The organism is Marinobacter sp. OP 3.4 (genome assembly GCF_036224885.1).
Lineage (GTDB): Bacteria > Pseudomonadota > Gammaproteobacteria > Pseudomonadales > Oleiphilaceae > Marinobacter.
Window position 1 is genome coordinate 1 of the sequence record NZ_JAVVLT010000011.1, and the last position, 18,394, is coordinate 18,394.

At 63.6% G+C, this 18,394-nt stretch carries 18 protein-coding genes; 13 read left to right on the forward strand and 5 right to left on the reverse strand.

Annotation, left to right across the window (positions count from 1 at the left end; translation table 11 throughout):
• Positions 1 to 95: 95 nt before the first annotated feature.
• The 5 genes from RO069_RS01640 to nadB form a co-directional block, all read right to left on the reverse strand.
• A complete protein-coding gene (locus RO069_RS01640) occupies positions 96 to 929 on the reverse strand; it encodes an HDOD domain-containing protein (RefSeq protein WP_328184876.1) in 834 nt (277 codons plus the stop codon).
• Positions 930 to 1,005: 76 nt separating this feature from the next.
• Positions 1,006 to 2,001 (reverse strand): CAF17-like 4Fe-4S cluster assembly/insertion protein YgfZ, encoded by a 996-nt coding sequence (ygfZ, locus tag RO069_RS01645; RefSeq protein WP_328184878.1) that lies wholly within the window; start codon positions 1,999 to 2,001, stop codon positions 1,006 to 1,008.
• A complete protein-coding gene (locus RO069_RS01650; protein WP_328184879.1) occupies positions 1,991 to 2,512 on the reverse strand; it encodes a hypothetical protein in 522 nt (173 codons plus the stop codon). The genes ygfZ and RO069_RS01650 overlap by 11 nt, the downstream gene beginning before the upstream one ends.
• Positions 2,496 to 2,756, reverse strand: coding sequence for an FAD assembly factor SdhE (locus RO069_RS01655; RefSeq protein ID WP_328184881.1), 261 nt, complete (start codon positions 2,754 to 2,756; stop codon positions 2,496 to 2,498). The genes RO069_RS01650 and RO069_RS01655 overlap by 17 nt, the downstream gene beginning before the upstream one ends.
• 45 nt (positions 2,757 to 2,801) lie before the next feature.
• Entirely contained in the window at positions 2,802 to 4,406 is a 1,605-nt protein-coding gene (nadB, locus tag RO069_RS01660) for an L-aspartate oxidase (RefSeq protein ID WP_328184882.1), read from the reverse strand.
• Positions 4,407 to 4,622: 216 nt separating this feature from the next.
• Here nadB and rpoE point away from each other — a divergent pair, with 216 nt between their 5' ends.
• The 13 genes from rpoE to pdxJ all read left to right on the forward strand — a co-directional run bounded on the left by rpoE (position 4,623) and on the right by pdxJ (position 18,306).
• On the forward strand, positions 4,623 to 5,234 hold the full coding sequence (gene rpoE, locus RO069_RS01665) for an RNA polymerase sigma factor RpoE (protein ID WP_328184902.1): 612 nt from the start codon (positions 4,623 to 4,625) through the stop codon (positions 5,232 to 5,234).
• A complete protein-coding gene (locus tag RO069_RS01670; RefSeq protein WP_328184883.1) occupies positions 5,231 to 5,824 on the forward strand; it encodes a sigma-E factor negative regulatory protein in 594 nt (197 codons plus the stop codon). Before rpoE ends, RO069_RS01670 begins: the two co-directional genes overlap by 4 nt.
• A gap of 81 nt (positions 5,825 to 5,905) precedes the next feature.
• On the forward strand, positions 5,906 to 6,925 hold the full coding sequence (locus tag RO069_RS01675; protein WP_328184885.1) for a MucB/RseB C-terminal domain-containing protein: 1,020 nt from the start codon (positions 5,906 to 5,908) through the stop codon (positions 6,923 to 6,925).
• Between the two features lie 10 nt (positions 6,926 to 6,935).
• Complete coding sequence (locus RO069_RS01680) at positions 6,936 to 7,379, forward strand: SoxR reducing system RseC family protein (protein WP_328184886.1); 444 nt, start codon at positions 6,936 to 6,938, stop codon at positions 7,377 to 7,379.
• Positions 7,380 to 7,525: 146 nt separating this feature from the next.
• Entirely contained in the window at positions 7,526 to 8,959 is a 1,434-nt protein-coding gene (locus tag RO069_RS01685) for a DegQ family serine endoprotease (RefSeq protein WP_328184888.1), read from the forward strand.
• A 281-nt stretch (positions 8,960 to 9,240) separates the two neighbouring features.
• Complete coding sequence (locus tag RO069_RS01690) at positions 9,241 to 11,967, forward strand: bifunctional diguanylate cyclase/phosphodiesterase (protein WP_328184889.1); 2,727 nt, start codon at positions 9,241 to 9,243, stop codon at positions 11,965 to 11,967.
• A gap of 195 nt (positions 11,968 to 12,162) precedes the next feature.
• A complete protein-coding gene (gene lepA / locus RO069_RS01695) occupies positions 12,163 to 13,965 on the forward strand; it encodes a translation elongation factor 4 (protein WP_328184890.1) in 1,803 nt (600 codons plus the stop codon).
• 11 nt (positions 13,966 to 13,976) lie between these two features.
• On the forward strand, positions 13,977 to 14,813 hold the full coding sequence (gene lepB, locus RO069_RS01700) for a signal peptidase I (RefSeq protein WP_328184891.1): 837 nt from the start codon (positions 13,977 to 13,979) through the stop codon (positions 14,811 to 14,813).
• A gap of 40 nt (positions 14,814 to 14,853) precedes the next feature.
• Positions 14,854 to 15,228: a DUF4845 domain-containing protein gene (locus tag RO069_RS01705; protein ID WP_328184893.1), complete on the forward strand. Its 375-nt coding sequence runs from the start codon at positions 14,854 to 14,856 to the stop codon at positions 15,226 to 15,228.
• Positions 15,225 to 15,917 carry a ribonuclease III gene (gene rnc / locus RO069_RS01710; protein WP_328184895.1) on the forward strand — a complete coding sequence of 231 codons (693 nt, stop codon included), beginning with the start codon at positions 15,225 to 15,227 and terminating at the stop codon, positions 15,915 to 15,917. The genes RO069_RS01705 and rnc overlap by 4 nt, the downstream gene beginning before the upstream one ends.
• On the forward strand, positions 15,914 to 16,831 hold the full coding sequence (era, locus tag RO069_RS01715) for a GTPase Era (protein ID WP_328184896.1): 918 nt from the start codon (positions 15,914 to 15,916) through the stop codon (positions 16,829 to 16,831). Before rnc ends, era begins: the two co-directional genes overlap by 4 nt.
• 7 nt (positions 16,832 to 16,838) lie before the next feature.
• Entirely contained in the window at positions 16,839 to 17,558 is a 720-nt protein-coding gene (recO, locus tag RO069_RS01720; RefSeq protein WP_328184898.1) for a DNA repair protein RecO, read from the forward strand.
• Between the two features lie 13 nt (positions 17,559 to 17,571).
• On the forward strand, positions 17,572 to 18,306 hold the full coding sequence (gene pdxJ, locus RO069_RS01725; RefSeq protein ID WP_328184900.1) for a pyridoxine 5'-phosphate synthase: 735 nt from the start codon (positions 17,572 to 17,574) through the stop codon (positions 18,304 to 18,306).
• Positions 18,307 to 18,394 lie beyond the last annotated feature (88 nt).

Sequence of the window (18,394 nt, forward strand, 5' to 3'; positions counted from 1 at the left end):
CCCTCTCCCCAACGAGGGAGAGGGCCAGGGAGAGGGGGAGCGCCCGCAGGGCGCCTGAAGTTGGACGCCAGAGTGGGAGTCCGGAGGCCAAAGCGTTACTTCAGCAACGCCATGGCCGCTTCCATCTGCGCGTTCAGGTCTTCCTCTTCCGACATATCGATGTTCGGATCCAGCCCCAGGCGGTCAAAAGCGCTAACGGTGCTCCAGTCCATCTCGTTGACCGGATGGTCGGTGCCGGCGAGCAGTTGCAGGTTGGCAACCATCACCAGGTCGGCATAGTCCGCCGACGCCACCTGGCGCTTGTAGTTCTGGTACTCCAGGGGAACCTGCTGCAACTCTTCCGGGAAATCCCATTTCCGGAGAATGGCGGCGCCGATACGCGGATGGATCTCGTCCACCACGTTATCCAGCATCACACTGCTCACCTGGACATCATTATCTTCCACATAGCGCAGGATGGGTAGCACGCCGATCAGGTGCACCAGGCCCGCCAGGGTGGCCTGGTCCGGCTTCAGGCGGGTGTATTGCTGTGCCAGCACATGGCAGACGCCAGCCACTTCGGTGCTGGTCTGCCAGGTGGCCCGCAGGCGCTTGTCGATCATATCCGTGGTGGCCTGGAACATCTGTTCCATGGCCAGACCCATGGCCAGGTTGCTGGTATAGGCCATGCCCAGGCGGCTGACCGCCATATTCAGGTTCTCGATGGCCCGGGAGCCCCGGAAAAGGGGGCTGTTGCAGACCCGGATCAGGCGGGCGGACAACGCCGTGTCATTGCTGATGACCTTGGCCAGATCCATGATCGAGGAGTCTTCGGCCTCGGCGATGTCGCGTACCTGCAGTGCCACTTCCGGCAATGTCGGCAGGATCAGCTTGTCGTTCTCGATGGCCGTGAGTATCTCACTGCGAATGGCGTCAACAAATTCGGACATAGTGTGTCTGGGTTCCCGATCGTATTGATATTAATGGACTCTGTTATAGCAGAATACGCCAGCTTTTCCTGTCACCTTATGTATCCGGGGTCTGCTCTGCGGGCTGTTCCCGCTCGGGCACGGCATAGGGGAGCGGCAGAATGGTCAGGGGCTGGCCGCTGGTTTCCAGGTGCAATTCGGCATCCGCCGCGGCGTGCTTGATCACCGCCAGCAACTGCACGCTGTCGTCGTCCAGTGACACGGAGCGCACCACCTCACCCACTGCTTTACCATTGGCGACGATACCGCTCCCGGGAGCCGGCGCCTCGTCCCCGGGGGCGCTCAGGCGATAGACACTTTTCTTGAGCTGCCCCAGGAAATGCATGCGGGCGATCACTTCCTGGCCGGTGTAGCAGCCCTTCTTGAAGTGGATGCCGTCCAGGTGCTGCCAGTTCAGCATCTGGGGCACCCACTTCTCCCGGGTGTCGGTGTCCAGTTCGGAAACGCCCGCGGCAATCTCGCTGGCATTCCAGTCCGCCAGGGTGGCGTCCCCGAGCGGTTCCAGCCTTGCCTGTACTGTCGGGTCTGCCGCGGATGGCAACCAGAACTCAAAACGGGGCAGGCCCTCTGCCGTGGGCTGGGTGCGGATCAGGTGGCCATCGCCAACTGCCAGCGTTCCACCGGGTTCCGTGGGCAGGGTGGTGTCGTCCAGCAGGGTCCTGGCAGACTCCTCGCCGAGCAGGCCGATGATCTGGCCGTTGTCCAGCCGTTCCATGGAGGTGCCCCGGAACAGCATCAGGTATTTGTTCAGGTGGCTGGAGACATCGTCGGCAATGGCTGCCGGCATGGTCAGCAGGATGTCGTCACCATCCCTGACCAGCCGGGTGAGCAGGTAGGCCCGGCCCTTGGGCGTGCTGGCGGCGGCCCTGGGCGAGTAGCCCGGGGTCACGTTCGCCAGGTTCTGGCTCATCTGCCCCTGCAGGAAATCGGTGGTACCGGGGCCACTGATGCGGAACAGGACCCGGTCGGAGAGATGGACCGCAGCCGGGAGTGCTGGCTGTGTGCGGGCGACGGGTGTGGCGTCAGTGGTCATGGGTCTTGCCTCCGGGCCATGGGTGTTGCATTGGGTTTGGTTGTGCGGTGGCAGCATTGATGGGGGCGGGTGCCTCCGGCATCAACCTCAGCCAGGTCCTGAGTCGCCTCAGGGCGTCGGTCGGGGCATTGCCCCGGGCTGCTTCCGGCACCAGTACTGCCTGCAACCGTTGACCGTCGGGAACCGTGCGTAGTGCCAGGAACAGGCCCTGGCCGGACAGCCGGCTGTCCGGCAGCGCCTGGACCTCGGTTCCGGTCTGGTCCGTCAGGGTGGCGAACAGCTGGGGCCCGCGCACCGTCAACCGGACCACCGACCGCCGGTGACTGAGGGAGCCGCACCGGCGCCAGCGGTCCATGGCTCCAAGCCCTGCCAGGGGAGACAGCATCGCCACCCATGACAGGCCGCTCCAGGCGATCACCAGCGTGGCCAGCGATAGCAGAAGCCAGGGTCCCGCCGCCGCCAGGCCGGCAACCCGGCTGGGGGACAGGGGCAGGTCAATCCGGTTGTACACGGTCCAGAATCATGCGCACGATGCGTCGCAGGTCCGGGTCCTCCGGTTCGCTGCGCTGCATGAACCATTCGAACATGTCCGTGTCCTCACAGCCAATCAGCTTGTGGTAGCGCTGTTGGTCTTCCTCCGGCAGGGTGGGGTAGGCCTGCTCCAGGAAGGGGAGTAGCAGGACATCCAGTTCCAGCATGCCACGGCGGCTGTGCCACCACAGGCGATTGAACTCGGGGTTGCTCTTTTCGGACATTGATTCAGTGCTCGCTGGGAAATGGGGCGCGGGCCAGGCCCGCGCTCAGGGTGATGCAATCCGGTACGTTGTCGGCACCAGCACCGTATCTTGCGGCTCGTTCTGCAGGCCCGGATAGTCCAGGGTGAAGTGAAGGCCGCGGCTTTCCCTGCGCTGCAGGGCGGAGCAGATGATCAGGTCCGACACCGTGACCAGGTTACGCAGTTCCAGCAGGTCGTTGCTGACCCGGTAATTGCTGTAGAACTCGCTGATTTCCCTGGCCAGCAGGTCGACCCGGTGCTTGGCTCGTTGCAGTCGCTTGGTGGTGCGTACAATGCCTACATAATCCCACATGAAATGGCGAAGTTCATCCCAGTTGTGGGAAATGACCACGTCCTCGTCGGAATCCCGTACCTGGGACTCGTCCCATTCCGGGGCTGGCGGCGGTGCCGGAATATCGGACTCGCGCCGGGCGATATCCGCCGCCGCGGCCCGGCCATACACCAGGCATTCCAGCAGCGAATTGCTGGCCATCCGGTTGGCCCCGTGCAGGCCGGTAAAGGCGGCCTCACCGACGGTATAGAGCTGGTTGATGTCGGTGCGGGCCCGCTCGTCGGTGATGATGCCGCCACAGGTGTAGTGGGCCGCCGGCACCACCGGGATGGGGTCGCGGGTAATGTCGATGCCGAAGCCCAGACACCGTTCGTGGATGGTGGGGAAGTGCTCGCGGATAAAGTCCGCCGGCTTGTGACTGATATCCAGGTACAGGTGGTCCGCCCCCAGGCGCTTCATCTCGTGGTCGATGGCGCGGGCGACAATGTCCCGTGGCGCCAGCTCGCCCCGGCTGTCGAAGCGGTCCATGAAGCGGCTGCCATCTGGCAGTGTGAGCACGCCGCCTTCCCCCCGTATGGCCTCGCTGATCAGGAAGGACTTGGCGTGGGGATGGTACAGGCAGGTTGGGTGGAACTGGTTGAACTCCATGTTGGCCACCCGGCAGCCGGCCCGCCAGGCCATGGCAATACCGTCGCCGGAGGCACCGTCCGGGTTGGTGGTGTAGCGGTAGGCCTTGCTGGCGCCGCCGGTGGCAATCACCGTGAACCTGGCCCGGAACAGCTCCACATGGCCGGTGTCCAGGTTGAGGATGTAGGCGCCCACGCAACGGTTGCCCGGCAGCGCCAGTTTGCGGTTGGTGATCAGGTCCACCGCCACCCGCCGGGACAACAGATCGATATTGGCGCGACTGGCGGCCTGTCCGCTCAGGGTCGTGGAGACCGCGTTGCCGGTGGCATCCGCCGCATGGATGATGCGCCGGTGGCTGTGGCCACCCTCCCGGGTCAGGTGAAGCTGTTCGTTCTCGTCGCGGGTGAACTGCACGCCGCTGTCAATCAGCCAGCGGATGCTTTCGGAGGCGTTCTCCACGGTGTAGCGTACGGCGTCCTCGTGGCAGAGGCCCCCGCCGGCGGCCAGGGTGTCGGCGGCGTGGTCCTCCAGGGAGTCGTCGCTGTCCAGCACGGCGGCAATGCCGCCCTGCGCCCACAGGGTGGCGCCGCTGGTGATGTCGGCCTTGCTGATCACGCCCACGCTCAGGTGCGTGGGCAGGTTGAGGGCAACGGTCAGGCCGGCCGCGCCGCTGCCGATAATGAGAACATCGTATTCGTGAGACTGTGGCATGTGGTCGTTTTCGCGGGCCATAATAGTGTGGCGAGTATTGAACTAAACTTTCTGCCTGCTGTCTATTTGCCCACAGCGGAACCGACGTGTAAGCCGGGGTTCAGTAACCCCCCGGAATTCCGCCGCCAACTTGTGGAAGAAGCGCCTATGATCATGAGCGAGAGACGGCAGCCAGGTCCAGCGGCCCAGTTAAAGGAGGCACCCGCCGGCCCCACCATGAAACCGGACGCCGAACAGACCCGGCCCTCGGCTCCCGATGGCCAGACAGACCTTCAACTGGTGCGCAAGGCCCGGCAGGGCGACCGCTCGGCCTTTGACCTGCTGGTGCTCAAGTACCAGTCGCGGGTGGCCTCCATCATCAGCCGCTACATCTATGATTCCCAGGAGGTGCTGGACCTTACCCAGGAAACGTTTGTGAAGGCCTATCGGGCCATCGAGCGTTTCCGGGGCGACAGTGCCTTCTACACCTGGCTCTACCGGATTGCGGTGAATACCGCCAAGAATTTCCTGGAAGCCCGGGGACGGCGGCCCCAGGGCGTGGCGGATGTCAATGATGCGGAAAGCTTCGAGGATGGCTTCCGCCTGCGGGACGTCGGGTCGCCGGAGGGATTCCTGCAGCGGGACCAGTTGCGGGAGGCGCTGGAGGCGGCTATCGGATCGCTGCCGGAAGAGTTGCGTTCCGCCTTCCTGTTGCGGGAATACGAGGGCCTGTCCTACGAGGACATCGCGCGGATCCTGGAGTGCCCCATCGGAACCGTCCGTTCACGGATCTTCCGGGCGCGGGACGCTATTGATCGCCAGTTGGGCCCGATGCTGGACAATACATGAGTGATGAGAACAGCGAGGTACAGGCAATGGATGATCGGCTAAGAGAAACCTTGTCTGCCATGATGGATGACCAGGCGGATGAGCTGGCGGTGCGTCGGGTGCTGTCCCACCACGACCAGCCGGCCGTGCGGGACCAGTGGCAACGCTGGCAACGCATCCGTGACGTGATCCATGAAACCCCCAGTGGCCATGCCGGCCTGGATGTGCGGGACGCGGTGAGCGCCAGCCTGGACCGATCGGCCTCGGCTGATGACAGCCACCGACAGGCGGTACGACGTCGTCATGCGCCGTGGCGCTGGTCCGCGGTCGCCATGATAACCTTCGGGGTCGCCATCGGCTTTGGTGCTGGCAGCGGCTGGGACGTGATGTCCGGCACGGGGAGCGATTCGCTGGTACCGGTCCAGGCGCAGGTGCCTGCCGCCGCGCAGGACTCCGCCGTGCCGCAGGTCACCCTGCAGGGGCTGGATGCCCGCCAGCGGGAGCAGGTCAGCCGCTACCTGCTGGAGCACGCGCAGAACAACAGCGTGGTGGCTGGCCAGGGGGCCGTGGGTTACGCCCGCCTGACCAGCATGTCCGGTACCGGGTATTAAAGCTGGCCGTTGCCAGTTCACCGGAAGCATTGTTTAACCGTTCTGTCTGACTGGCAGTTGTACGATTCAGAGGGGAGTGTCTTGAAACTACGCGCCCGGGTTGCAGCGCATACCGCGATCATGATGGTGCTGGCGGTTACCATGCTCGCCGCCTGGCCCGTGCGGGGGGCCGAGCAGGAAACCGCGGATTCCTGGCTGCTGAAGCTGGGGCCGGCCCTGAACATGACCACCTACCGGGGGATCTTCGTCTACTCCCGTGGCGACCAGGTCAGCTCCATGATGATTGCCCACCGGTACCGGGATGGTCGGGTGGAGGAGCGCCTGGTGCTCCAGGACGGGGCCAATGGCGAGATCCTGCGCCGGGGGAACCAGGTGCTCTGCGTGTTGCCGGAGCATGGCCGCATCCATCTTGACCAGGTGATTCCTTCCGGTCCCTTCGGCGAGGCGTTCGCCAGTCAGCGGGTGCCGGTGGGGGCCTGGTATCAGCCGGAACTGCTGGGTGATGATCGTATTGCCGGTTATCCCACCGTGGTGATTGGCCTGCGGCCCCGGGACGAGCACCGGTACGGTTATCGCCTGTGGATGGAGAAGCACACCGGCCTGCTGCTCAAGAGTCATGTGCGCCAGGACGGGGAAGTCCTGGAACACTTCCAGTTCACCATGCTGGAGATCACCAACGACTTGCCTGATTCGGAGTTCGAGATCGAGTCCGGCGTTGAGGTCAGGGAAGTCACCCCGGACCTGCCGGTGTCGGACAAACCCGGCGAAATGGATGGCTGGGCCCTGGGCTGGAAGCCGGAGGGCTTCCTGCCGGCCGCGGCTCCCCGCACTGACCGGGGGCAGGCGGTGGCGTTCTCCGACGGCCTGGCCACCTTCTCGGTGTTTGTTGAGCCCGCCAGCGGCGTGGACATGCCCCAGGGCGCTTCCCGTGTCGGCGCGACCACGATCTACATGCATTATGCCAGTCCCGGCCCGGAGGATGCCCGGGAACGATTCCTGATCACGGTGGTGGGTGAGATTCCGCCCCGTACGGCGATGCGAGTGGCTCAGTCGGTCACGGTGGATGACAGCAACGCCCTGGCGCGGACATTGATGGACTGATGGGGCAGCCATGATTCACGAAACCGGCACGGTGATCTCCGTCAGCGGCAATGAGGCCTGGGTGCAGACCATCCGCGAGAGTGCCTGCCAGTCCTGCAGCGCCCGCCATGGCTGTGGCCAGAAGGCCCTGGCCACCATGAGTGGCGGACAGTCGCGGCAGATCCGTGTACCCAACACCCTGGGCGCCCGCCCCGGCGACCAGGTGACCGTGGCTATCGAGGAGTCGGCCTTGCTCAGGGCATCCCTGCTGGTCTATGCGGTCCCCCTGGTGTTGATGGTCGTGGCCACCGGTCTGACCGGCGTCCTGCTGCCCGGCCGCGACGGGCTCGCGATACTCGCCGCCCTGGCGGGACTCGGCGGTGGTCTGTGGCTGGCGCGATGGTATTCGCGCCGGGACGCCGCCCGCTGGCAGCCGGTCATGGGGCGGATGATTCCCCTGGAGCCGGGGCACTGACCTGTACGGTTTTTAATTTGAAACGGTCCGATGTCACCACCACGTATCGTGGGTCGCTGAAACGTCATCGTGCGGCAGGATCACCCCGCCGCACGGTAGATTTTCAGGGGCCGGTTGTGTAGAAACGGCAAGTTAAGGGAGCCTCCATGACAAGACAGTTCCAACCTGGCCAGCGCGCCTGGCTGCCATCCGTTTTACTCTTTCTGGTTGCATCACTGCTGACACTGACGGCCCAGTCCGCTGTCGCACAGTCACTGCCGGATTTCACCGGGCTGGTGGAGGAAAACTCGGCCGCCGTGGTGAATATCAGCACCGTGTCCGAGCCGGACCCGAGGAGTCAGCAATCACCGTTCAGCGACCGTGAACTGGAACAGATGCCGGAGTTCTTCCAGCGGTTCTTCGGCGGGCCCCAGTCCCCCTATGGCGGTCCGTCGCAGCCCCGCCGTTCCATGGGGTCCGGTTTCATCGTGTCTGAAGATGGTTATGTGCTTACCAACAACCACGTGGTGGAGGGGGCCGACAAGGTCATGGTCCGCCTGAATGACCGGCGGGAGCTGCAGGCGGAGGTGATCGGTACCGATCCGCGCTCGGATATGGCGGTGCTCAAGATCGAGGACGAGGAGCCCCTGCCAGTGGTCAAGATTGGCGATTCCTCCGGACTGAAACCCGGGCAGTGGGTCTTCGCCATCGGCTCGCCCTTCGGTTTCGACTATACCGTCACCTCCGGCATTATCAGTGCCTTGGGCCGGGCGTTGCCAAGCGAGAACTATGTGCCCTTTATCCAGACGGACGTGGCCATCAACCCCGGCAACTCCGGTGGGCCGCTGTTCAACATGGACGGCGAGGTTATTGGCATCAATTCCCAGATCTATACCCGTTCGGGGGGCTTCATGGGGGTGTCCTTCGCCATCCCCATTGATGACGCCATGAACGTGTTCCGCCAGATCCGGGACCAGGGCAGCGTTGCCCGGGGCTGGCTCGGTGTGCTGATCCAGGAAGTGAACCGTGACCTGGCCGAGTCATTCGGGCTCAGTCGTCCGCGGGGCGCGCTGATTGCCGAAGTGATGCCGGATTCGCCGGCCCAGCAGGCGGGCCTGGAGGCCGGCGACATCGTATTGTCCTATGAAGGCGAATCCATCGAACGCTCGTCAGACCTGCCGCCCATGGTGGGCCGTACACCCGTTGGTGATGAGGCGGAGCTGACCATCCTTCGCCAGGGCGAGCGGCAGACCATTGATGTGGAAATCGGCCGCCTGCCGAAAGAGGAGGGTGCCGATGATACCCGGGGAGAGCCGTCGGGCTCCGCCGGTGGTCCCCTGGGCATGCAGGTTGAACCCCTGCCGGACCAGTTGGCCAGTCGCCTGGATATTCCTGGTGGTGTACTGGTGACCGGGGTTGGACGAGGCCCGGCGTTCCAGGCGGGTATCCGTCGCAATGACGTGATCACCGAACTCAACCGCCAGCCGGTGACCAGCCTGGAGGAGTTCCGCGACGTAGTGGAAAACCTGCCGGACGACCGTGCCGTGTCGGTGCGGATCATTCGCGAGGGCCGCGCAACCTATCTGGTCATGCGACCCTGATTGACGGACAGGCCCCGGTCGTAGGTGGGGCCACGATCAGAAAAACCGCCAGCTGTGAAGCAGTTGGCGGTTTTTCTGTCTCTGGCGAACTGTTTCGCGGACGGTTTTCTGATAGCTTTACCTGTTGGCAATAACGACACGAGTGTCCGGTTCCAGGGCATCGACTGGCGTTTTTGTTACATTTTCGCCACACTGGCGTTTATATGGAGTTGCCCCGGGACGGGTCTTCCCGGACACTCCGCCGGCTTTACCAGGGACATGGCCAGGGAACGGATCCGGACATGATCAACAAGAAGGACATCGCGCTTACAGATCTCCTGCGCCCTCAGTATTCCCGCATGGCGTGGCTGGTGCTGGTGATTGCCCTTGGCGTGACCGCTGCCCTGTGGGTGGTGTCCATGCGCCTGGTGGAAGACCGCACCGAGAGCCGCTTCAACACCCAGTCCCTCCAGCTCAAGACCGCCATCGAAGACCGACTGCTCAACTACGAACAGGTACTGGCAGGCAGCGCCGGTCTGTTCTCCGTGGCGGGGGAGGTCAGCCGCGAAGAGTGGCGCACCTACATCGACAAGGTCAATATCGACCGTTACTACCCCGGTATCCAGGGCATCGGTGTCACCCGCCGTATCGACATCAATGAGTTGCGTGGACATCTGGACGAGCTCCATGCGGAAGGCTTTGAGGGCTATGTGGTCCGGCCCCGGGGGCTGCGGGAAGAGTTTCACCCCATTGTCTACCTGGAGCCCGCCACCGAGCGTAACCGCCGGGCGTTCGGCTATGACGCTTACCAGGATGACATTCATCGGCAGGCCATGGAGCGGGCCCGTGACACCGGTCGTCCGGTGGTCACCGGCAAGGTGGTGCTGGTTCAGGAGGAACTGGCGGAAGACCAGGCGGGCTTCCTGATGTACTACCCGGTCTATCATGGCGGTCAGGTGCCGGCCTCCCTGGGAGAGCGCCGGATCCTGCTCAAGGGGTTCGTGTTCAGCGCCTTCCGCACCAACAACCTGCTCGACGGCATTGTCGGCCTGATTGCGCCGTTCCTGGACGTGCGTATCTATGACGGCAGCAGCATAGGGCGGGAAACCCAGATGTACGGCTCCAACCTGGGCTCCCTGGACGAGGATTTCAGCTTCGAGAAATCCCAGAAGATCGAATATGGCGGTCGCACCTGGGTGATCCAGACCCGTTCGACACCGGCGTTCGATTTCCTGGCGTCCGACCCGCGCCCGGCTATCGTCATGGCGTCGGGCATCATGGTCAGCCTGTTGCTGTTTGCCTTTGCGTTGGCGCTGATCCGCTCCCGGGTGCTGGCCCAGATGAGCGCCGGCCGCTACCGGGCCATCACCGAGGGTGCCAGCAACATCACCCTGGTGATGAACCAGCAGGGGCGGCCCACCTACATCAGTCCGTCCTGCTATACCATTCTGGGCTACGACCCGGAGGAAGCCCGTGGTGTGCCGTCGGAATCCCGGGTCCACAGCGACGACTGGCCCAGACTGCAGGCCGGGTTCCGGGCGGCCCTGGACAAACCGGGTGAGCAGATGCCGGTCACCCGGGCCCGGGTACGGGATGCATCCGGTGAGTGGCGTGAGATGGAAGGCTCGTTTACCTCCATGCTGGGGGTGCCGGGGGTGGAGGGTGTGGTGCTGAGCCTGCGCGACCTGACCCAGCTGCGCACCGCCCAGTCCGAACTGCATCGCCTGGCGTTCTATGATCCCCTGACGGGGCTGGCCAATCGCCAGCTGTTCCGGGACCGGCTGGCCCATGTGGTCCGTCGCAGTCGCCGCAGCGATGAGCCGGCGGCACTGATGTTCCTGGACCTGGATGGCTTCAAACGCATCAATGACACCCTGGGTCATGATGCCGGCGACCAGCTTCTGGAACATGTGGCCCGGTGGCTGACCGGCTGTGTCCGGGAAGAGGATTCCGTCGCCCGCCTCGGGGGCGATGAGTTCGTGGTGCTGCTGTCGAGGATCAGTGGTCCCGAGGCCGCCGCCAAGGTGGCGGAAACCATCCTGCGGCGCCTGTGCCAGCGGGTGCGCCTGAACGAACATGACGTGGGTATCACCGTCAGTATCGGGGTCACCATGATCCCCTACGACAGCGAAGACCCGGGGGTGCTCATGAAGTACGCCGACCTGGCCATGTACCGGGCCAAGGAACGGGGGCGCAACAACTTCCAGTTCTTCACCCCGGCCCTGAACCTGCAGGCGGCCCGGCGGCTGTTGCAGCAGGAGGAACTCACCAACGCCCTCGACGAGGACCGTTTTGTCCTGCATTACCAGCCCAAGGTGGACCTGGCGCAGCAGCGGGTGGTCGGGGTCGAGGCCTTCCTGCGCTGGCAGCACCCGGAGCGGGGGCTGGTGTCCGCCCACCAGTTCATCCGCCTGGCCGAGGAGTCCGGGCTGATTGTGCGCCTGGGCGAAATGGCCCTGCGGCAGGCCTGTATCCAGATCCAGGCCCTGGAGCGGGCGGGCTTCGAGCGGCTGCAGGTGGCGGTTAACCTCTCCGTGCGGCAGGTGACCGATCCCGGCTTCCTGGACCTGTTCCGCCGCGTCATCACCGAAACCGGCGTGGTGCCGGAACGACTGGAGCTTGAATTGCCCGCTTCCCTGCTCAACGAGGATCCCAAGGTGCTGCGGGTGTTGCTGGGGGCGCTCCACGATACCGGTGCCCGGCTTATCCTGGATGACTTCGGCAGCGGTGCCTGCTCCCTGGCGGCCCTGCAGCAGTTACCCCTGGATGCGGTGAAGATCGACGACCGCTTCATCCGGGATATCCCCTACAACGCCAATGCCACCGACGTGGCCTCCGCGGTGATTGCCCTGGCCCACAAGCTGCGGTTGACCGTGGTGGCCGAGGGCGTGGAGACACCCCACCAGTTGCAGTTCCTGGAGCAGGCCGGCTGCGCCCAGTGCCAGGGCAACCTGTTCAGCTATCCCCTGGATGAGGACTCCCTGATCAGTTTCCTGGTCAACCAGTATGAAAGGGCATTGATCCCATGACTCGGTTTTTGCGGGTACTGGTCGGCGGTTCGCTGATGGTAATAAGGCCCCACAACCGGTAAAATCCCGCCTTTGCAATTGTCGGCCCGTGTGCCGGCACCGGCACTGAAATTCTCCACCGGGGCACCCCCCGCCGGATTTTCGTCCGGGGCCGGGTGCCGGGTGACGACGTCTTCTACGGGTAACCATTTGTCTGTGACTGAACTGAGCCGCATCCGCAACTTCTCGATCATCGCCCATATCGACCATGGCAAGTCCACACTCGCAGACCGCTTTATCCAGGTCTGCGGCGGCCTCACCGACCGTGAAATGGCCGAGCAGGTGCTGGATTCCATGGACCTTGAGCGGGAACGGGGCATTACCATCAAGGCCCAGAGCGTTACCCTGAACTACAAGGCCCGGGATGGGGTGGAGTACAAGCTCAACTTCATCGACACGCCCGGCCATGTGGACTTTTCCTATGAGGTGTCCCGCTCCCTGTTCGCCTGCGAGGGCGCGTTGCTGGTGGTGGACGCGGGGCAGGGCGTGGAGGCCCAGTCCGTGGCCAACTGCTACACCGCCATCGAGCAGGGCCTGGAAGTGGTACCGGTGCTGAACAAGATGGACCTGCCCCAGGCGGAACCGGACCGGGTTTCCCAGGAGATCGAGGACATCATCGGCATCGAGGCCACCGATGCCGTGCGCTGCAGCGCCAAGAGCGGCCTGGGCGTGGAAGATGTGCTGGAGGACCTGATCAAGCGTATTCCGCCGCCCCAGGGCGAGGAAAACGCACCGCTGCAGGCGCTGATCATCGACTCCTGGTTCGACAACTACCTGGGCGTGGTCTCGCTGGTGCGGGTGCGCCAGGGCGTACTGCGCAAGGGTGACAAGATCCAGATCAAGTCCACCGGCAAGGCGTGGAACGCGGACAAGGTGGGTATCTTCACACCGAAGCCCACCGAGACCGGCGAGCTGGGCACCGGTGAGGTTGGCTTCGTGGTGGCCGGCATCAAGGATATCCATGGCGCCCCGGTGGGGGACACCATCGTGTCCCACAAGCATGCGGATGACACCCTGCCGGTGCCGGGCTTCAAGAAGGTCAAACCCCAGGTCTACGCCGGCCTGTTCCCGGTCAGCTCCGATGATTACGAGGAGTTCCGCGACGCCCTGTCCAAGCTGACCCTCAACGATGCCTCGCTGTTCTTCGAGCCGGAAAACTCCGACGCGCTCGGCTTCGGCTTCCGCTGCGGCTTCCTGGGCATGCTCCACATGGAAATCATCCAGGAGCGGCTGGAGCGGGAATACAATATCGACCTGATCACCACCGCGCCCACCGTGGTCTACGAGGTGGTGACCCGCAACGGCGATACGGTCAGTGTTTCCAATCCGTCCAGCCTGCCCGATATCGGCTCCATCGAGGAAATGCGCGAGCCCATCGTGGAAGCCAGCATCCTGGTGCCCCAGGAGCACCTGGGCAACGTGATTACCCTGTGCGAGGAGAAGCGCGGCGTGCAGACCAACATGCTGTTCCTGGCGAACCAGGTGCAGCTGACCTACGAACTGCCCATGGCGGAAGTGGTGCTGGACTTCTTCGACCGCATCAAGTCCGCCAGCCGTGGCTTTGCCTCCCTGGACTACCACTTCAAGCGTTTCCAGGCCGCCAACCTGGTGCGGCTGGACGTGATGATCAATGGCGAACGGGTGGATGCCCTGGCGTTGATCGTCCATCGGGAGCAATCCCATTACCGGGGACGTGCGTTGATCGACAAGATGAAGGAACTGATTCCCCGGCAGATGTTCGATATTGCCATCCAGGCCGCCATCGGTAACCAGATCGTCGCCCGGGTGACGGTCAAGGCCCTGCGCAAGAATGTCACCGCCAAGTGCTACGGTGGTGACGTCAGCCGTAAGAAGAAACTGCTCCAGAAGCAGAAGGAAGGCAAGAAGCGCATGAAGCAGCTTGGCAACGTTGAGGTGCCCCAGGAAGCGTTCCTGGCGGTACTGAAAGTGGACAACTAGGGCTCTACTGAATGGACATAAACTTTCCGCTGATCCTGGTCGTACTGACCTTCGCCACGGGCATTATCTGGTTGGGCGACCGGCTGTTCCTCAGGCCGCGTCGGGAAGCGGCCTGGCAGGAGTCCGGTGGTGCCGTTGCCGCCGGCGGAAGCGATGCACCGGAGGGCGCTGCCCCGACCGCGGATGAGGACGAGCAGGCCGGCCCCCCGGAACCCTACCTGGTGGACCTCAGCCGCTCATTCTTCCCGGTACTGGCCATTGTCCTGGTGTTGCGGTCGTTCCTGGTGGAGCCCTTCCAGATTCCTTCCGGCTCGATGCTGCCGACCCTGGAAGTGGGGGATTTCATCCTGGTGAACAAGTACGCCTATGGCCTGCGCCTGCCGGTGCTGGGCACCGAGATCGTCGAGATCGGTGATCCGGAGCGGGGTGACATCATGGTGTTCCGTTTCCCGGAAGACGGCAAGACCAACTACATCAAGCGGGTGGTGGGTCTGCCGGGCGACCGGATCCGCTATGACAACAAGACCCTTTATATTAACGGCGAGGAGGTTCCTACCCGCTTTGTGGCCCACCTGCCGCCGTTCGAGATGCTGGAAGAGCAGCTAGGGGATGTGGAGCACCACATCTACCGTAACCTGGGCAGCCGGGGAGGCGCCGGTGAGGGTGAATGGATTGTTCCGGATGGGCACTACTTCATGATGGGGGACAACCGGGATAACAGTAATGACAGCCGTTTTTGGGGTATGGTTCCGGATGAAATGGTGGTTGGCAAGGCATTCCTGATCTGGATGCAGTGGCCGTCACTGACCAGCCTGCCCTCATTCGACCGGGTGGGCTCCATCGACTGATGGGCGAACGAGTCGCCGTTTTTTTATGAGGTACGTGCGTATGAAAACTCCATTCCACCAGCGTGGCGCGTCCACCGTGGGCATCCTGGTTGCGGTGCTGTTCTTCGCCAGCCTGCTGACCCTGGTGATCAAGTTGGGGCCGGCCTATCTTGATGACTACACTGTCAAGGGGGCCCTGGAGGGGCTTGATGGTGAGGAGGGCCTGTCCGAGATGACCCCCGCCGACGTCCGGCGCCTGGTCACCAAGCGTCTGAGCGTGAACAACGTGGATGGCTTCGATGCCAAGGAAATCGAGATCGAAAAGGACGGTGACCTGGTGATCATCAGCCTGGACTACGAGGTTCGCACCCATGTGGTGTCCAATGTGGATGCCGTGATCAACTTCAGTCATTTCTATGAGCTGAGAGGACAGTGATAAACCAACCCGACCTGGACCGATTACAGCGCCGCATTGGTTATACTTTCCATGATCCGGAGCTGATGATGCTGGCAATGACCCATCGCAGCTTTGGTAACCAGAACAACGAGCGGCTGGAGTTCCTGGGTGACTCGCTGGTCAACATGATCATTGCCGAGCACCTGTACCACCACTTCGAGCGGGCCCGGGAAGGCCAGCTCAGCCGCCTGCGGGCGCGCATGGTGAAAGGGGTGACGCTGGCGGAGATCGGCCGCGAGTTCGAGCTGGGCCAGTACCTGAGGCTCGGGTCGGGTGAAAAGAAAAGCGGTGGCTTCCGGCGGGACTCGATCCTCGCCGATGCGGTGGAATCCATCATTGGCGCCATCTACCTGGACAGCGATTTCGATACCTGTCGGCAGCGGGTGCTGCACTGGTTCGAGAAACGCCTCCAGCGCCTTGATATCCAGGATACCCAGAAGGATCCCAAGACCCGCCTGCAGGAATACCTGCAGTCCCGGCAATTCCCGCTGCCGCGCTATGAAGTGATCTCCGTGGACGGCGAAGCCCACGCCCAGACCTTCCATGTGTCCTGCGCGTTGCCGTCCCTGGACCGCAAGACCACCGGCGTGGGCAGCAGCCGGCGCATCGCCGAACAGCAGGCGGCCCGTGCCGCCCTACAGCAACTGGGCGTGGAGACGAACGGATGACGGATATTACCCGGCCTGATGATGCCGACAGCCGCTGTGGCTTCGTGGCCATTGTCGGTCGCCCCAATGTGGGCAAGTCCACGCTGCTGAACCATATCCTGGGCCAGAAACTCAGCATCACCTCCCGCAAGCCCCAGACCACCCGGCACCAGATCCTCGGTATCAAGTCCGAGGGGGCGGTACAGGCGATCTACGTGGATACTCCGGGGATGCACGAGGAAGAGCCCCGGGCGCTCAATCGCTACATGAACCGGACCGCTTCCGCGGCGCTCAAGCATGTGGATGTGGTGGTGTTCGTGGTGGACCGCCATCACTGGACCCCGGCGGACGAGATGGTGCTGCAGAAGCTGACCCATCTTACATGCCCGGTGATCCTGGCGGTCAACAAGGTGGACCAGGTGGAAAAGCGGGAAACCCTGTTGCCGGTGCTGGAGAAGCTGGCGGCCAAACGGGACTTCGCCGAGATCATTCCCCTGTCTGCCCTGAAGGAACAGAACCTGGAGCCGCTGGAAGAGGCGGTGGCCCGCTTCCTGCCGCAAAGCGTCCACTTCTATCCGGATGACCAGATCACCGACCGCAGCGAGCGCTTTGTGGCCGCGGAAATGGTACGGGAGAAGATTACCCGCCAGTTGGGGGCGGAACTGCCGTACTCGGTGGCCGTGGAAATCGAGGAATTCAAGCACGATGGCAAGACCCTGCATATTGCCGCGCTGATCCTGGTGGAGCGGGAAGGGCAGAAGAAGATTGTCATCGGTGACAAGGGCGAGCGCCTGCGCCGGATAGGGCAGGAGGCCCGGGCCGATATGGAACGGATGTTCGACGGCAAGGTGATGCTCCGACTCTGGGTCAAGGTCAAACGCGGCTGGGCCGATAGTGACCGGGCGCTCAAGAGCCTGGGCATGAACGACGGCTGAGGCCGTCATGCAGGCAAGCCAGGAACCCGCCTACGTCCTCCACCGGCGACCCTACCGGGAAACCAGTCTGCTGGTGGACCTGTTCACCCTGAACCACGGCAAGGTGGGCGTTATCGCCCGCGGCGCCAACAGTGTCCGCAGTGCCATGAAGGCGCAGTTGCAGCCGTTCCAGCCCCTGCTGGTGGACTGGACCGGTCGCTCCGACCTGAAGACCCTGACCCACGTGGACAACCGCCCGGGGGTACAACTCGGCCATGGCAAGGGGCTCTACAGCGGCTTCTACCTGAACGAACTGCTCCAGAAGCTGCTCTCCCCGTTCGATCCCGCCCAGGACCTGTTCGCCGCCTACCTGGATGCCCTGGAAGCCCTGGCCACCGCCGGTGACCAGGTGGAGCCGGTGCTGCGGCGTTTTGAAATGCGCCTGGCGGAGGGACTGGGATACGGCTTTGACTGGGGGCTGGCCATGGACAGTGGCGAGCCGGTGCAGCCCGGCGGTCGCTACTGCTATGATCCCCAGCATGGCATCCTTGCAGGATCAGGAGACCATGCCCGCCTCACGGGGTTGCCCGGCGAGGCACTGCTGAAGCTGGCGGCGGGAAACCTGGAGGATGCGGATGCCCGACGCACCGCCAAACAGGTGATGCGGGCGCTGACGGATTTCCTGTTACAGGGCAAGCCGCTGAACAGCCGGGCGCTGTTCGCCGGCGGACGTTCCACTGACCATTGAGGGGCATTGATAGATGAAAGATCGCGTATTGCTGGGCGTGAATGTGGACCATGTAGCCACCCTGCGCCAGGCCCGTGGCACCCGTTTCCCGGACCCGGTCCAGGCAGCCATGGTGGCCGAGGAGGCGGGCGCCGATGGCATCACCATCCACCCCCGGGAGGACCGTCGCCATATCCAGGACCGGGATGTGCTGCTGATGCGCCAGACCCTCAATACCCGCATGAACCTGGAGATGGCGGTGACCGACGCCATGCTGTCGTTTGCCGAGAACGTCCGCCCGCAGTGCGTCTGCCTGGTGCCCGAGAAGCGGGAGGAACTGACCACCGAGGGCGGCCTGGACGTGGCCGGCAATGAGGACCGGGTGGCCCGGGCCTGTGAACGTCTGGCGAAGATCGGCGCCGAGGTGTCCCTGTTTATCGACCCGGACCCCGAACAGATTGACGCGGCGGTGCGCTGTGGCGCCCCGGTGATCGAGTTACACACCGGCGAGTACGCCGAGGCGGACACCCCGGCCGAGCAGGCCCACACCCTGGAGACCCTGAAGCAGGCGGTGGAGTACGCCCGCCGCAAGGGGCTGGTGGTCAACGCCGGCCATGGCCTGAACTACCACAACACCCTGGCGGTGGCGGCCATTCCCGGCATCCATGAACTGAATATCGGCCATGCGATTATTGCCCGGTCCATTTTTACCGGGCTGAAGGAAGCGGTCCGGGATATGCGCGCAATTCTGGACCAGGCCCGGGCCTGAGGCCTCCGGAGTCAGGTCGAGGGGTGGGGGTGCCTTTCTTCCGGAAAACGTCAAACTCGCTTCGCTCAGACAACGTTTCCCTGCAGAA

Excerpts from the sequence above, each read along its gene's own strand:
- lepB (WP_328184891.1), top strand. The coding sequence starts at position 13,977 with ATGGACATAAACTTTCCGCTGATCCTGGTCGTACTGACCTTCGCCACG.
- RO069_RS01705 (WP_328184893.1), top strand. The coding sequence starts at position 14,854 with ATGAAAACTCCATTCCACCAGCGTGGCGCGTCCACCGTGGGCATCCTG.
- recO (WP_328184898.1), top strand. The coding sequence starts at position 16,839 with ATGCAGGCAAGCCAGGAACCCGCCTACGTCCTCCACCGGCGACCCTAC.
- RO069_RS01690 (WP_328184889.1), top strand. The coding sequence starts at position 9,241 with ATGATCAACAAGAAGGACATCGCGCTTACAGATCTCCTGCGCCCTCAG.
- RO069_RS01680 (WP_328184886.1), top strand. The coding sequence starts at position 6,936 with ATGATTCACGAAACCGGCACGGTGATCTCCGTCAGCGGCAATGAGGCC.
- RO069_RS01685 (WP_328184888.1), top strand. The coding sequence starts at position 7,526 with ATGACAAGACAGTTCCAACCTGGCCAGCGCGCCTGGCTGCCATCCGTT.
- RO069_RS01640 (WP_328184876.1), bottom strand. The coding sequence starts at position 929 with ATGTCCGAATTTGTTGACGCCATTCGCAGTGAGATACTCACGGCCATC.
- RO069_RS01655 (WP_328184881.1), bottom strand. The coding sequence starts at position 2,756 with ATGTCCGAAAAGAGCAACCCCGAGTTCAATCGCCTGTGGTGGCACAGC.
- nadB (WP_328184882.1), bottom strand. The coding sequence starts at position 4,406 with ATGCCACAGTCTCACGAATACGATGTTCTCATTATCGGCAGCGGCGCG.
- pdxJ (WP_328184900.1), top strand. The coding sequence starts at position 17,572 with ATGAAAGATCGCGTATTGCTGGGCGTGAATGTGGACCATGTAGCCACC.
- rpoE (WP_328184902.1), top strand. The coding sequence starts at position 4,623 with ATGAAACCGGACGCCGAACAGACCCGGCCCTCGGCTCCCGATGGCCAG.
- ygfZ (WP_328184878.1), bottom strand. The coding sequence starts at position 2,001 with ATGACCACTGACGCCACACCCGTCGCCCGCACACAGCCAGCACTCCCG.
- RO069_RS01670 (WP_328184883.1), top strand. The coding sequence starts at position 5,231 with ATGAGTGATGAGAACAGCGAGGTACAGGCAATGGATGATCGGCTAAGA.
- era (WP_328184896.1), top strand. The coding sequence starts at position 15,914 with ATGACGGATATTACCCGGCCTGATGATGCCGACAGCCGCTGTGGCTTC.